10 protein-coding genes are annotated in these 14,490 nt (G+C 70.0%); 5 read left to right on the top strand and 5 right to left on the bottom strand.

The features are described from left to right. Nucleotides 1-235 precede the first annotated feature (235 nt). On the top strand, nt 236-1,447 hold the full coding sequence (locus tag ABEA10_RS29130; protein ID WP_329240961.1) for a pyridoxal phosphate-dependent aminotransferase: 1,212 nt from the start codon (nt 236-238) through the stop codon (nt 1,445-1,447). A gap of 171 nt (nt 1,448-1,618) precedes the next feature. On the opposite strand, the gene ABEA10_RS29125 is transcribed toward ABEA10_RS29130, so the two are convergent. From ABEA10_RS29125 to ABEA10_RS29115, 3 genes are all read right to left on the bottom strand, one after another. Then, nucleotides 1,619-5,077 (bottom strand): RHS repeat-associated core domain-containing protein, encoded by a 3,459-nt coding sequence (locus ABEA10_RS29125; protein ID WP_345469294.1) that lies wholly within the window; start codon nt 5,075-5,077, stop codon nt 1,619-1,621. Nucleotides 5,078-5,858: 781 nt separating this feature from the next. Beyond that, nucleotides 5,859-6,902, bottom strand: coding sequence for a S66 family peptidase (locus tag ABEA10_RS29120; RefSeq protein WP_345469292.1), 1,044 nt, complete (start codon nt 6,900-6,902; stop codon nt 5,859-5,861). Nucleotides 6,903-7,060: 158 nt separating this feature from the next. Then, a complete protein-coding gene (locus ABEA10_RS29115) occupies nt 7,061-7,219 on the bottom strand; it encodes a hypothetical protein (protein WP_345469290.1) in 159 nt (52 codons plus the stop codon). Between ABEA10_RS29115 and ABEA10_RS51300 the strand changes: the two genes are divergently transcribed. After that, complete coding sequence (locus ABEA10_RS51300) at nt 7,181-7,711, top strand: helix-turn-helix domain-containing protein (RefSeq protein WP_425550973.1); 531 nt, start codon at nt 7,181-7,183, stop codon at nt 7,709-7,711. The genes ABEA10_RS29115 and ABEA10_RS51300 overlap by 39 nt on opposite strands. After that, complete coding sequence (locus ABEA10_RS29110) at nt 7,650-8,153, top strand: hypothetical protein (protein ID WP_345469288.1); 504 nt, start codon at nt 7,650-7,652, stop codon at nt 8,151-8,153. The genes ABEA10_RS51300 and ABEA10_RS29110 overlap by 62 nt, the downstream gene beginning before the upstream one ends. 180 nt (nt 8,154-8,333) lie before the next feature. On the opposite strand, the gene ABEA10_RS29105 is transcribed toward ABEA10_RS29110, so the two are convergent. Next, a complete protein-coding gene (locus ABEA10_RS29105; RefSeq protein ID WP_345469286.1) occupies nt 8,334-9,326 on the bottom strand; it encodes a DUF4192 domain-containing protein in 993 nt (330 codons plus the stop codon). A 222-nt stretch (nt 9,327-9,548) separates the two neighbouring features. Here ABEA10_RS29105 and ABEA10_RS29100 point away from each other — a divergent pair, with 222 nt between their 5' ends. Together ABEA10_RS29100 and ABEA10_RS29095 are read left to right on the top strand one after the other, a co-directional pair. Further along, nucleotides 9,549-11,246, top strand: coding sequence for an AMP-binding protein (locus tag ABEA10_RS29100; protein ID WP_345469285.1), 1,698 nt, complete (start codon nt 9,549-9,551; stop codon nt 11,244-11,246). Between the two features lie 85 nt (nt 11,247-11,331). Next, entirely contained in the window at nt 11,332-12,414 is a 1,083-nt protein-coding gene (locus tag ABEA10_RS29095; RefSeq protein ID WP_345469283.1) for a pentapeptide repeat-containing protein, read from the top strand. A gap of 35 nt (nt 12,415-12,449) precedes the next feature. Here ABEA10_RS29095 and ABEA10_RS29090 read toward each other — a convergent pair whose 3' ends face one another. Then, nucleotides 12,450-14,450: an ATP-dependent DNA helicase gene (locus ABEA10_RS29090; protein ID WP_345469512.1), complete on the bottom strand. Its 2,001-nt coding sequence runs from the start codon at nt 14,448-14,450 to the stop codon at nt 12,450-12,452. Nucleotides 14,451-14,490 lie beyond the last annotated feature (40 nt).

Here is a 14,490-nt window from a genome sequence, read left to right as displayed (position 1 = left end):
GTGGTGGCCGGGCGGTGACGGCAGGATGCGGGCGGGTCCGCCGTCCCGTACGGCCCACCCGTGCGGAACGCGTAGTGGGTGACGGCAGGATGCGGGCGGGTCCGCCGTTTCGTACGGCTCATCCGTACCGGCCACCGCCTCGACTGTGGCGGCGCGCCGACCGGCGGATCCCTCTGTGGAGGGCCGGCGGTAATTCGCTGCCGCCTGCCGGCGGGAGCCCGTTAGGGTGGTCGCCATGCAGGTCAGCCAGTCGGACAAGCTCGCCAACGTCCTTTACGACATCCGTGGACCGGTGCTCAAGCGTGCCATGCAGATGGAGGCCGAGGGGCACCAGATTCTCAAGCTGCACATCGGGAACCCGGCTCCGTTCGGGTTCGAGGCTCCGGACGAGATCCTTCAGGATGTCATCCGCAACCTGCCGGTGGCCCACGGGTACAGCGACTCGAAGGGGATCCTGCCCGCCCGGCGAGCCGTCGTACAGCACTACGAGCAGCAGGGGTTCGCCGGCCTCGACGTCGAGGACGTCTACCTCGGCAACGGCGTGTCCGAGCTGATCGTGATGGCGATGCAGGCCCTGCTCAACAACGGCGACCAGGTGCTCATCCCGGCGCCGGACTACCCACTGTGGACGGCGGCCGTGTCGCTCAGCGGCGGTACGCCCGTCCACTACCTCTGCGACGAGGGCAACGGCTGGATGCCCGACCTCGCCGACATCGAAGCCAAGATCACCCCGGCCACCAAGGCCATCGTCATCATCAACCCGAACAACCCGACCGGCGCCGTCTACTCGCGTGAGCTGCTCGAAGGAGTCGCCGAACTCGCGCGCCGCGAAGGGCTGCTGATCCTCGCCGACGAGATCTACGACCGCATCCTGTTCGACGACGCCGAGCACGTCTCGATCGCGCCCCTCGCACCCGACCTGCCGTCGCTGACCTTCTCCGGTCTGTCCAAGGCGTACCGGGTCTGCGGCTTCCGCTCCGGCTGGATGGTGGTCTCGGGCCCCAAGGAGCATGCCGAGTCCTACATCGAGGGCCTCAACATGCTGGCCAACATGCGCCTGTGCCCGAACGTCCCGGGCCAGCACGCGATCCAGGCGGCCCTCGGCGGCTACCAGAGCATCAACGATCTGGTCCTGCCCGGCGGACGCCTCCGCGAACAGCGCGACCGCGCCTGCCGCCTGCTCAACGAGATCCCGGGCGTGAGCTGCGTGAAGCCGGCCGGCGCCCTGTACGTCTTCCCCCGCCTCGACCCGGACGTCTACCCGATCGAGGACGACGAGCGCTTCGTCCTCGACCTGCTGGAGAGCCAGCAGATCCTCGTCGTCCAGGGAACCGGCTTCAACTGGCCCACCCCCGACCACCTCCGCGTCGTCACGCTGCAACACGCCGACGACCTGGAGGAGGCCATCGGCCGCCTGGGGGAGTTCCTGCAGACCCGGCGTGCCTGACGGCGTACGCGGGTGCCGTGGTAGGGCCGCCGAAGTCCGCGTGGTGGGTGCGTCGGGGGGAGCGACCACCGACCACCTGCGCATCGTCACGCTGCGACACGCCGACGGTCTGGAGGAGACGATCCGCCAGGCTGGGAGCGTTCCTGGCCACCCGCCGCGCGTGAAGTGCCTTCAAACGATCGGGTGCGCGAGCTGCCCAACGTTCATCTCGAACGGATTCCCGATCACCTTGCCGTCTTTGTAGAAGGTGATTTTGGACCAGGTCTCGGGATGCATGCTGATCTGATAAAGCTCCCAGTCCGTGAACCCGGCGCCGCTGCCGATGTTCCCCCGGTTCTTCGCCACCCGCAAGAACGCCTCATAGGGGTTGTCCACCCCGGTCATGTTGAACGACAGCTTCGTGTCGGGGTGTTTCAATAGGTGAAGAATGGTCTCCTGATTGCTGCCGTGCAGCCAGTCGCGCGGCATATCGAAGAACGTGTGCGCACCGATCTGCTGGGCGAACGGCTCCAACAGCGGCCTACCGCCGCCAAGCGAGTACTTGAGCCCCAGGGCCAGGTGAGGGCCGGGGGCGCAGGGCGCGAGGCCGAGGGGGTCGATCTGGACCGTGGGGTTGACGGTGTAGCCGTACGGATCGGGTGCTGGAGCGAGGCCCAGCGGGTCGGGGCTCTGGTAGCGGCCTGCCGCCGGGTCGTAATAGCGCTGGAAGTTGTAGTGAAGCCCGGTCTCCCGATCGTGGTACTGCCCGGGAAAGCGGAGCGGGCAGTCGACGGTGCCCGGGCCGGCGAGGGGAGCACCCCACAGCGTGGTCCGGAGCCACCCGGAGACGGTTCCGTCGGCGGTGATGAACTCGGTGGGGGTGCCGATCAAGTCGGTGACGATCGCATAGAACCGCTGGTCGATCCGCCGTCGCCCGTCGTCGGCCGCGACGCCCTCGGTCTGGGTCAGGGGGCGGAATGTATCAGGCTCATAGTCCCAGGTGGTGACGCGCCCGCTCTGGACCTGTTCGGTGAGGACAGGGCCGTCCCAGACGAAGTCGGCCTGATCTTCGACGGCCTGTCCGTCGCGGGTGAGGAGTTGTTTGGCGACTCGCCGGCCGAGGGCGTCGTAGCGGTACCGCCATCGCCGCCCGTCCGGGGTGGTGAGGGCGCGCAGGCGGTCGTCGGCGTCCCAGGTGTACTCCCAGGTGAGTGACTTGCCCGAAGGTGTCACCTGCCGTCGTGCGACGACACGCCCCTGCTCGTCGTGGGAGTAATGAGTCCGTCCGGCGCGTCGGACGCGGACGCCGGCGTGCTCTCGTGGACCCGCCGTGCCATGGTCGGCGCCGGTGCCGGCCTCGGTGATGTTCCCGGCCGGATCGTACGCGTAGCGCTCGCGTCGGTCGCCGGCGTGAACGTCCGTCACCCGGCCGGCGAGGTCGAGATCGAAGCTCGTGGGTCCACCGAACTGGTCGGTCATGCCGACGAGTGCCCCGTCCGTACGGTAGCGGTAGGCGCGGTGCTGCGACGGCCGGTCCGCGCCGGCGTTCCAGAGCGTCTGGGAACTCAGCCGGCGGTCGGCGTTCCATTTCCGGGTGAGTACGGCACCGCCGCCGATCCGGCGTTCGACCTCGCGGCCCGCCGGGTCGTAGATGAAACGGATCGTCTGGCCCGCGGTCTCCAGGGCGGCGGGCGGGCCGTCGCCGTCGTATCGCCAGGTCGTCTCGGTGCCGGACGGGGTGCGGCGCCGGATCCGGCGTCCCATGGGGTCATAGACGCTGGTCAGCGTACGGCCGTTGCAGGTCTCCCGAATGATCCGGCCCAGGGGGTCCCGGTCGAACCGTACGTCCGCGTCGGGGTTGACGGCCCGGATGAGCCGTCCGGCGGGGTCGTAGGTGAAGGTGGCGACGGTGTCCCCGCTGCGCTGCTCGACGACGTTGTCGAACAGGTCGTATGTGTAGTGGGTGACCTGCCCGGCACCGTTGACGCGTGTGGTGTGCCGGCCGCCGGCGTCATGGGCGTAGGAGACGGTGCGTCCGTCGAAGTCGGTCTCGCGTACCAGGTCACCGGAGGCGTTGTACTGATAGCGCCAGACCAGGCCGACGGGGTTCGTGACCGCGATCAGCCGGAGTTCGGTGTCGTAGGAGAACTCTGTGCGGGCGCCGTCGGGGCCGATGCGGGCCACCGGCTTGTCGAACGGGCCGTAGACGGTGCGGGTGATGTGGCCTGCGGGGTCCTGGTACTCGACGCAGTTGCCTTCGGCGTCGTAGCGCCAGCGTTCCGTCGCACCGCCGGGCAGCGTGCGCCATGCGGGTCTGCCCTCGATAGTCCAGCCGAACCGCGTCACTCCACCGGCCGCGTCTCTGATCGCCGTCACGCGCCCGAAGGCGTCCCGGTCCATCCGTGTCGTCGCGCCGCCGGGCTTGGTGGTCGCTACCGGGAGGCCGGCGTCATCGAGAGCCACTCGCGTGGTGAGGCCGAGAGCGTCCCTGATCGCCGTCAGGTGACCACGCTCGTCGTAGGAACAGCGGGTGACGGCATCGCGGGGATCGGTGATGGCGATCACGTTGCCCCGGGAGTCGAACTCCTGCCGCCAGACCGCCCCGTCCGCCTCGACGAACTCCACGGGCAGACCAAGCTCGTTGTACCGCGCGGAGAGCCGCCGCTCGCCCGGTCCGGTGATCGAGGTCAGGTTGCCCCGGCCGTCGTAGGCGTACCTGGTGGTGCGGCCCAGCGGGTCCGTACGGGCCAGCAGCCGGTCCTGGGCGTCCCATTTGGACACCGTCCGGCGGCCGAGCGGATCGACCTGGGCGACGACCTGACGCGACGCGTTGAAATGGAACGTCGTCCGGTGCCCGAGCGAGTCGGTCACGGTCGTGGCCGAGCCGTCCTCGGCGTAGCTGAGACTGACGTTCAGCATGCCGTCCGAGCCCTCGGCCCGGACGGCTCGTCCCTTGTCGTCGTAGACGTAGCGGTACCAGAAGCCGTTGCGGTCCACCCAGCCGGTGAGACGGCCCACGCCGTCATAGGTGAAACGCAGGGGCACGCCGGAGGAATTGATCACCTCGCTGAGCCGGCCGGTGTCGTCATAGCGATACCGGACGAGCACCTGCCCGCCCGCCTCACCCGTGACCAGCCGCAACGCGGCGACCCGGTCACCGTCCATGGCGACCGCGATCCGATACCCGCCCGAATGCCGTATCTCCGACAGCGCATCGTCGTCGTAGACGAGGTCGATGCGATGCCCGTTCCGATCCACGATCGAGGTGAGGGGAAGAACCGCGCTAGATGGGCCTTCGAGGGGAAGGGCCGTGCCCGATCGTCCTTCGAAGCGCCACTCCCGGCCGGCCCGCGGATCGGTGATCGTGTACGTGCCGTCAATGGTCTTCCGCAGTGGCCAGCGGGGTCCCGACTCCGGCAGGACCCGCGCCCCCGTCACCGGCGTGGCGTAGGCCAGCACCATCCCGTCGGCCGATGCGAAACACACGCCCTCGGCATCGATCTCCAGCCGCTGGTCGAGCGTCGATGCCCACGACATTCCGAAAAAGCCGTTAACGAGCGATGAGGACAGATATGTCCGTTCGAGTACGAGCGGCAGCGCGCCCGCCAGTTCGACATCGACCTGGCGCAGCACGACCTCTCCGCCGGCCACGTCGATGGGTTCCTTCGTCAGAACGCGAGAGGCGTAGGTCCGTGCCTTTCCCACCCTGCCGAGGCCGGCACGAAGCGACCGCCATGCCGGCCCGCCTTGTGCCGCGTGGGTTATCAGCCGCGAGACCGGACTTTTGAAGAGACGCGCCAGGCCCGCGAACAGCCCCATCCGCTCACCGGCCCCGACGACTCCGGATCCGGCACTCAACCTTCGATCACCGACCTCGACTGGAAAATGATGGCTGGCAGGCTTCATCGCCGGAAACGATCGCGGATGAAACGCCTCCTTTGGCCCGCCCATCCGTGCCGTGTTGAATGCCGGGCCGAGGTGGGAGAATCACGTCATATTACCAAGAGCATCACTCGGCGGACAACGCGGCGTTCCCGCGACGGAATGGCTTACGCGTCGTCGCTGCGGGCGTCTCGTGCCGTGGGGGCTGACCCGTCGGTCGCGACGCCGCCGGGGGCCGCCGCACAAAGCGCGGGTGCGCGGGACCGGGTGTGTCCGGCGCATGTCGGTGGCTGCCGCACGGCGCTGGGTTTGCGGAGCCGGGGCGCCTCCGATGCGGCGCGTCGCCGCGCCCGCGCCGCATCGGTGCGCCGATGGCGCGGCGCTGCCGCCGGCCGGCGCTCGCCGGGGCCGGGACCGCCGCCGGCTTACCGCGCAGGCACGCGAGCCCGTCCGAAGCGCCGGAGCAGCCGGTCGCCCGGACGAACGCGAGACTTGAACGACGCGGACGGGCGCTCGGCGAGTACCTGAGCAAAGGCCACCTACAGCCCGTTCAGTAGCGCACGGTGATCCGGTGGGCGTGGCCATCGACGCGGGCCCAGCCGCCGACCGGGATGATGACCTGTGGGTCGGTGTGGCCGAAGTCGACGTCGAAGACGATCAGCGCCTCGGGGTTGTACTCGGCCGCCGCGCGCAGGATCGCCTCGCGCTGCTCCTTGGCGTACACGGCCTTCTCGTCGGGCGTGTTCGGGCGTTCGAAGGACCATGCCTTCGCGCGTCCGACGAGGACACCGGCGAACCGGCCGAGGATGCCGCGCTCACCCATGTTGCGCAAAATCCGGTACACCTCGGCGGCGGACGGGAGCTCCTCGCTCGTCTCGATCAGCAGGATCATGCCGTCGTACGCCTCGGGCGGTCTGATCCCGCGGTCGGCCATCATCAGCCAGGACAGGATCTCCAGGTTGCCGCCCCAGGTCAGCCCCTCGACGACCTGGTCGGCGTTGTGCCACCGCCAGCCGTCGCAGGCCTGCATCACCGGGGGCGACTCGAACGTCGCCGGGTCCGCCCAGTCGCGCTGGACGTCGCCGTACACCGTACTCTCGCGCAGTTCGTACTCGCCGGAGGTGAACAGCGCCGCCTGCAGCGAGACCGTCGTCAGCGAGTGCATCGCTCCGGGCCGCCCGAACTCGCACATGACGGAACCGCCGTGGTAGGCGACGATGCCGAGATCGGCGATGTAGGTGAGGAGGTTCGTGTTGTCGCTGTAGCCGAAGAACGGCTTCGGGTTCGCCCTGATCAGGTCGGCGTCGAGGTGCGGCAGGACGGTGATCTGGTCGTCGCCGCCGATGCTGGCGATGACGGCCTTGATGTCCGGATCGACGAAGGCCGCGTGCAGGTCGGCGGCCCGCTCCACCGGCGAGGCGCCCATCCGCCGGGTGGTCGGGTACTCGACCGGCTCGAGCCGGAAGTCCTCCCGCAGCCGCCGAAGCCCCAGCTCGTACGGCATCGGAAGGATCTCCGGCAGACCCGCCGACGGCGACACGATCGCCACCCTGTCGCCGGGCCGCGGCTTGGGCGGGTAGATCGGTACGGTCATGGGGCCAGTGTCGGCGCCGACCGAGTCTCGAATCAAAGGCTTTTCCGGCTCCAGCCCGAGTCTTCAATCACGTCCGGGACATACCGGACGCGGCCGATGAAACGCCGCTCCGCCGACCGGGCGGCTGTGGGCGTGTGCGGTCCAGACGAAGAAGGCGTTCATGCCGGGAATGTCTGACAATAGGTCCCTATGTCGACGATCTTGCCGTCGCGCAGGCGGCAGACTGTGGACAGGTACTCATCCAGCACCGCGTCGTCGCGGCCGACCATCTGAAGCTGATGAGCCGCTTCGCCGGCCTGAGATGCGGTCGAGCGCACCGTCGGGCATCAGGCGAGCATCGGCCGCCGCCGGGCGGTGTTGTGCAGAGACAGCGCCACGTTCTCGCGGCTGACCAGGACGTGCGCACGGCCGTGCACCGACCCGCGGCCGAGCTGGTCGCTCAGCGCGGTGCCGACCAGGTGGCCATCCCCGCGGTGGCCGAGCGCGCCGGCGTCAATCCGAGCACGATCTACCGGTGCTGGGGCACACTCCCCGCGCTGCCGGCCGACATGGCCGCACAGCGGACGGCGCCGTCCCTGAACCCGCCGGTGACCTGCGCGAGGACCTGGCGAACCCTGCGGCGTGGACGCTGGTGGACCAACTCCCGCCCTTGGGGAGTCGCGTTCTTCCGGGTCGAGGTGGCGCGCGACGTCGGTGAGCGCCGCGCCGGCCCAAGGCCCGACGTTAGCGAGTGTAAGATCACCCGCCATGGCCGGGGAGGCGGGAATCTTCGATGTTGTCAAGCAACTCTTGCGTGCCCCCAAGCTTGACGAAGAAGAATTGATGCGTAATGCGGCGCATGTGTTCACCGGTCCTCGCGGACGAAAGATCGTCTTCTTGAAACCTGAGTACCGCCGAGATTCGGCTGGTTCTACCTCCATGTCCTCTGGAAACGTTTTCATTTCCGGGGAAATCAACGGAGATCCGAAGTTGCTCCATGAGGTTGTGCGACATGAGGTCTTCCATTCGGTGATGACTCCTCGTTCCAGAGCGCTGAATTACGTGCACTCCAACGTTCTCAGTAGGTCTGGTCTGTACATCTATGTGCGTGAAGCGAGCGCACAGGCCTATGGTGCCCGCAGCTTGTGGCAGGGAATGAAGTTTCCGTTCAACCGCGGATACATCACTCCGGGCTGGCTTGCAACCGAACTCGGCCTGCTGGGCATGGCCGGCTTGGTGGCCACAGGTCTCGTGCAAGACGAGACCCACTGACCGCCGCCCGGTGAGGTGCGATCACCAGAGGCCGGCATAGCAAGACTCCTTTCATGATTCCGTGTCGGCCGGCTCGGAGCCCGTCAGCGGGCACGGCCGGGCCGGTTTCGGCGGGTACGGCTCGGCGGTGGAGCCCGCTTCCGGGTCGGCGTGCCGGAGACACGCCGACCCGGGGCATCGTCAGGTGGGGTCGTCGAGGTCGTCCGGGGTGAGGTTCAGGGGGACGGACGACGGGGGCAGGCCGCTGAGGAACAGCTCCCGCAGGAGCAGGGCCATGGAGTACGCCGGGTCGGCCGACAGGGCGCGGTCGAGGGCGATGTTGGCCAGGGCTCCCTCGCCGGCGCGCCAGGCGGCGAAGGACAGCAGGCTCGCCGGGGCGGCGGCGTAGGGCTCGGCGACCCTCGTCAGGACATGCCGCCAGAGCATCATGTGGGTCTGCAGGTGCGGCTCGGTCATCCGGACCCACGCCTCGTCGCGGACGCGCGTGCCGGCCAGGAGCAGACCCAGCCAGGCCGTCTCTTCGTCGCCCGGCATCCTCCCGTCCGCGCAGGCTCGGTCGATGACGTCGCGGACCAGGGGCACGCCCTCGCGGGCCATGCGGGCCGCGACCCGCTCGGCGTCGCGCTCGAACTCGGCCCAGCCCTTCAGCCGCTGCTCGGCGCGCACCGTGGCCGCGCGCGTGGCGGGACGGCCCACCGGGGCCAGCATGCGCTCCAGCTCGCCCCGGTCGGGCAGGGCGACCAGGCCGCCCGCGATGGCGGCCGCGGCGACCGGGCTCGCCGTCACGTCCACGAACGTGCCCTCCGGCGGGCAGCACCGGGTGTCGGTGCACAGGTAGGACCAGAACCTGCCGTCCTCCACGCGCAGCGCGTCGCGCACCCGGACGCCCTGGTCGTGCAGGCGGTCGCGGACGCGCTCGACCATCGGCGTCACCCGGCCGGGCGGGCCGTAGCCGGCCAGGATCGCGCCGTCGGGCCCCCGGCGGGCGATGAGGCCGGCGACGTGCTCGAGTAACTCATCGGCCGCGGTCAGGTCGAGCCGCACGGCGCACGCGCCGGCGGTGCCGTCGCACGCCAGCACCACCACGCTGTCGGACGGGTGGAAGCCCACGAGATAGGGGATCGCGCAGACGACGTCGGCGGGGGAGCGGAGACGGAGGGTGTTCGGGTTCATGGGAACGAGCGTGCCGTGGCGGGAAGCGAACGGACAGCCCCGAGGTACCCCTGTGGATAACTTCGAGAAAGCCCAGGTCAGAGCCATGGGCCGCGCCTCGGCGACGGACCCGGCGTGCGAAATGACCCGTATGCGTGGTCGGGCAATGACTGTGCATGAGAGTGTGCTTAGTGCCAAGGTAACGGGAATGTTTCGCCTGTCCCCGGGAGTAATGGTCGACGAATGAGCACTCCCTACGATGAACGGCCGTGGCTTCGGTTCTACGCCGAGGGCGTGCCGGCGAACGTCCAGGTGCCGGACGTCCCGCTGACGTACCTGCTCGACGCGTCGGCCGAGCGGTTCCCGAACCGCAAGGCACTCATGTTCTTCGGGCGCGGCATGACGTACGCCAAGCTGCTGGACGCGGTCAACCGGCTCGCCGGAGCGCTGCGGCGGATCGGGCTCCGCAAGGGTGAGCGCGTCGCGGTGATCCTCCCGAACTGCCCTCAGGAGGTCATCGCGTTCTACGCGATCCTGAGAATCGGTGCCATCGTCGTCCCCACCAACCCCCTCTACACGGCGTCCGAGCTGCGCCACCAGCTCGCCGACTCCGGGGCACGCGTCGTGATCGTCTTCGACAAGGCGTACGAGACGCTGGTCGAGGCCATGCCCGGCACCAGCGTCCAGCAGGTCGTCGTCACCTCGCTCACCGACTACCTGCCGTTCGTCAAGCGTGAGCTGCTGAAGCTGCCCATCGCCAAGGCGCGCAGGCTCCTCGCCGAGCTGAGCACCGAGGTGCCGGAGAACGCCGAGGTCCTCAGGTTCGACGACCTGCTGAGCGAGGGGCCGGACAACCCCCAGCAGACACCGGTCGACCCGATCCGCGACCTGGCGGTCCTGCAGTACACCGGCGGCACCACCGGCCGCCCCAAGGGCGCGATGCTCACCCACCGCAACCTCGTCGCCAACGCCCACCAGACCGTCTCGTGGGATCCGGCGATCCGTCCCGGCCACGACGTGAACCTCGCGGTCATTCCGCTGTTCCACGTCTTCGGCCTGACGTTCTGCCTGACCTGCACGATGCTCATCGGCGGCATGGTCGTGCTGATCCCCAGGTTCGACCTGGACCTGGTGCTGGACGCCGTACGCAAGCACAAGCCCACGCTCTTCCCGGGCGTTCCGCCGATCTACCAGCAGCTCGCCGCCGCGCCCGAGTCGAAGAAGGCGGGCGTCGGCAACATCCGCACGTGTGTGTCCGGCGCCATGGCGCTCGCCCGTACGACCGTCGACGCGTTCCGCACCGGGACGGGCGGCCAGGTCGTCCAGGGCTACGGAATGACCGAGACGTCCCCGGTCGTCATGGCCAACCCGCTCGACGGGAACGCCCGCCACATATCCGTCGGGGCGCCGCTCCCCGGCACCGAGGCGCGCATCGTGGACGAGCGCGACCCGCAGCGCGTGCTGCCCGTCGGCTACCCGGGCGAGCTGATCGTACGTGGCCCGCAGATCTTCGCCGGTTACTGGAACCAGCCCGCCGAGACCGCCGAGACCCTCTCCCGCGACGGCTGGTTCCGTACGGGCGACATCGCCGTGATGAGCCCGGACGGCTACTTCACCCTCATCGACCGCAAGCGCGACGTCGTCATCGTCGACGGCTTCAACGTCTACCCGTCCGAGATCGAGAAGGTCCTGACCGCCCACCCGGGCGTCGCCGAGGCCGCCGTCGTCGGCGTGCCCGACTCCGCGCACGGCGAGGTGGTCACGGCGTACATCATCCCGCGCGAGCCCGCGCCGAGCCCGGAGGAGATCCGGGCGTACGCCGCCCGGCACCTCGCCGGCTACAAGGTGCCCGCGTTCATCGAGCTGCGCCCCACCCTGCCGCGCAACATGCTCGGCAAGGTCCTGCGCCGCGTCCTCCGCGAGGAGCACGCGGTGCCCTGACGGGCGGCCGGTGCCGAACGACCACAACCGGTCATGCTCCGTGTAAAGGTGCATGCGATACGTAGCGGACCGGTGCAATGGTGGCATGCGGAAGGTCTGGGAGGTTATAGCCCGTCTTGTACCCCGGCGGTCCCGCCTGTGGCGCGTCGTACGGCCAGGGCTGGTCATCGCGGCGGTGGTGGTCGTGGCGGTCGTGGCGACCCGGTGGGTGGCGCTGCGGCTGGACGTCACGGACCACTGGGTGGCGCGTTCGGAACTCATCGTCGGTGTCGGTATGACCGTCGTGCTGGTGTCCGCGGTGCTGCTGCTCGGACCCGTGTCGCGCTGGCTCGCGAACGAGCGCTTCCTCCTGCCCGACGGGGAAGAAGAGGTGCTGTCCGCCAGGGACCGTGTGAGAGCGGTGAGCTCGGCGCGTGAGACGCTGATGCGGTCCGCGGCCGGCGTCGTCGTGATCGCCGGCGTGGTCTTCACCGCGGCCGGCCTGGTGTACACGTCGCGCACTCTCCGGGTCACCGAGCAAGGCCAGATCACCGACCGCTACACCAAGACCATCGAGCAGCTGGGATCCGACAAGCCCGAGGTCAGGCTGGGTGGCATCTATGCGCTGGAGCGGCTGATGACCGACTCGTCGCGCGACCGTCGCACCATCATCGACGTGCTGGCCGCGTACGTGCGCACCCACGCCCAGGACCACCCGCCCGCGGGGTCGCCCTCGCTGCGCCTGGCCGTCGACGTCCAGGCCGCCCTCACCGTGATCGGCCGTAACCGCTTCCCCGGGCTGACCGAGACGGTGGACCTGACCTCCGTCGACCTGCACGCCAAGAACCTCGACCGGATGAGCCTGCCCCGGGTGAACCTGCATGACGCGAACCTGACCCGTGCCCACCTGATCGGCGCGGACCTGACGGGCGCGAGCCTGACGGACGCCGATCTCACGGACGCTCTCCTGAACGACGCGGATCTGACGGGCGCCAAGTTCACGTCGGGCGCCCTCCAGCCGTCGGGCGCGAACCTCAAAGGAGCGCACCTGAACGGCGCCGACCTGCGCGGTGCCGACCTGACCGGTGCGGACCTGCGCGGCGCCGATCTGACCGGCGCGGACCTGGGAACGAACACCCCCGAGCTGATCAGGCGAACGGCCAAGACCGACAAGCACACACGGTTCTGACCGAAAGCCTCGCGCCGGCGCCGGGGGAGCCCGCCCTACGAGGCGTCGAGGCGCCGCAGGGCGGCCTTCACCGTCGCCGAGTCGTACGTCGTCCAGAACGGCGGGAGGGACGCGCGCAGAAAGCCGCCGTACCGCGCGGTCGCCAGGCGTGGGTCGAGGATCGCGACCACGCCGCGGTCGTCCATGCTGCGCAGCAGGCGCCCGGCGCCCTGGGCGAGCAGCAGCGCGGCGTTCGTCGCGGCGACCGCCATGAAGCCGTTTCCGCCGCGCGCCGCGATGGCCCGCTGCCGCGCCGAGGACAGCGGGTCGTCCGGGCGTGGGAACGGGATCCGGTCGATCACCACGAGACGCAGCGACGGGCCCGGAACGTCCACGCCCTGCCACAGCGACAGCGTGCCGAACAGGCACGTGGCGTCGTCGTCCGCGAAGCGCTTGACCAGCTGCGACGTCGCGTCCTCGCCCTGGCACAGCAGCGGCTGCGCGATGCGGCCCTTCAACTCCTCGGCGGCCTGCTTGGCCGCGCGCATCGAGGAGAACAGGCCGAGCGTGCGGCCGCCGGCCGCCTCGATCAGCTCGCTCAGCTCCGTGAGGTACGCCTCCGGCAGGCCGTCGCGGCCCGGCGAGGGCAGCCCGCGGGCGATGTAGAGGATGCCGCTGCGGGCGTGGTCGAACGGCGAGCCGACGTCGAGGCCGGACCAGACGATCGGCTTCTCCTCACCGGTGGTCTCCTCCGGCGTGGCCGGCAGCCCCCACTGGCGGGCGAGCGGCTCGAACGACCCGCCGAGCGACAGCGTCGCCGAGGTCAGCACCGTCGTACGCCGGCGGAAGAGCCGCTCGCGCAGCAGCGCGCCGACGCCGAGCGGCGCGACGCGCAGGGCGACCGGCCGCCGGGAGTCGTCGGTGAACGGCTTGTCGAGCCAGACAACGTCGTGCCGCGAGGCGATGTCGCCCGCGAACGACTCCAGGAGGCGCACGGCCGTGTCGTGGATCTCCTCCAGCGAGCTCAGCGCGGCGCGGCCCGCACCGATCCGCTCGGCGTCGTCGCCGGCGCCCTGCAGCGTCGTACGGAGCGCCGTGGCGCAGGCGTGGGCCGCGTCGCGGACCGCCGCGAGCGACAGGCCGGCCGCCTGCGGCAGCACGTCCATGCGGCCGGGGTGCAGGTCGGCCAGCACCGGCGCCAGCGCCTCGCCGGTCTCCTTGAGCCGGTCGGCGAGATCCTCCTCGATGAGCCGCCCGCAGCGGCGCGCGGTGATCTCCACGGCCTGCGCGGACAGCTCCGCGGTGGCCACCGACGTGACCCGGTCGACCAGCTCGTGCGCCTCGTCGACGATGACGACGTCGTGCTCGGGCAGCACCTGGAAGTCCTCCAGGGCGTCGATGGCGAGCAGCGCGTGGTTGGTGACCACGATGTCGGCGTCGCCGGCCCGGTCGCGGGCCTGCTCGGCGTAGCACTCGGTGCCGAACGGGCACCGCTGCGCGCCGAGGCACTCGCGGGCGCTCACCGAGACCTGCCGCCACGCGTGCTCGTTCACGCCCGGCACCAGCTCGTCGCGGTCGCCGGTGTCGGTGGTCTCGGCCCACTCGTGGATGCGCTGCACCTGCCGCCCGGCCGCCGACACGGTCTGCGGGTCGAACAGGATCTCCTCCGGGTCGTCCGGCGCGTCGACCTGCAGCCGGTGCCGGCACAGGTAGTTGCGGCGACCCTTGAGGATGGCGAAGACCGGCTCGCGGCCGAGCAGCGGTTTCAGCGACTCGGCGAGCCGGGGCAGGTCACGGTCGATGAGCTGGCGCTGGAGGGCGATCGTCGCGGTGGACACGACCACGCACGCGTTGCCGGCGACCGCGTGGCGCACCGCCGGCACGAGGTAGGCGAGGGACTTGCCCGTTCCCGTGCCCGCCTGGACGGCGAGATGCTCGCCGGACTCGATCGCGTGCGCGACCGCGTCGGCCATCTTCACCTGGCCGGGCCGTTCGGCGCCGCCGACGCCGGAGACCGCGGCGGCCAGCAGGGCGGAGACATCGGGCAGATCAGGCAGGTCGGTCTCGCCGGAAGCGGAGTCGAGGAGGTCGTCGGGC

The sequence above is a fragment of the Actinoallomurus oryzae genome (assembly GCF_039541955.1).
Classification (GTDB): Bacteria; Actinomycetota; Actinomycetes; order Streptosporangiales; family Streptosporangiaceae; genus Actinoallomurus; species Actinoallomurus oryzae.
This window is presented reverse-complemented; position numbering and strand designations above follow the sequence as displayed.

What these genes read in the sequence shown, in the direction of transcription:
- ABEA10_RS29095 (WP_345469283.1), top strand. Translation starts at nt 11,332, where the DNA reads ATGCGGAAGGTCTGGGAGGTTATAGCCCGTCTTGTACCCCGGCGGTCC.
- ABEA10_RS29120 (WP_345469292.1), bottom strand. Translation starts at nt 6,902, where the DNA reads ATGACCGTACCGATCTACCCGCCCAAGCCGCGGCCCGGCGACAGGGTG.
- ABEA10_RS29110 (WP_345469288.1), top strand. Translation starts at nt 7,650, where the DNA reads ATGGCCGGGGAGGCGGGAATCTTCGATGTTGTCAAGCAACTCTTGCGT.
- ABEA10_RS29130 (WP_329240961.1), top strand. Translation starts at nt 236, where the DNA reads ATGCAGGTCAGCCAGTCGGACAAGCTCGCCAACGTCCTTTACGACATC.
- ABEA10_RS51300 (WP_425550973.1), top strand. Translation starts at nt 7,181, where the DNA reads ATGAGCCGCTTCGCCGGCCTGAGATGCGGTCGAGCGCACCGTCGGGCA.
- ABEA10_RS29105 (WP_345469286.1), bottom strand. Translation starts at nt 9,326, where the DNA reads ATGAACCCGAACACCCTCCGTCTCCGCTCCCCCGCCGACGTCGTCTGC.
- ABEA10_RS29100 (WP_345469285.1), top strand. Translation starts at nt 9,549, where the DNA reads ATGAGCACTCCCTACGATGAACGGCCGTGGCTTCGGTTCTACGCCGAG.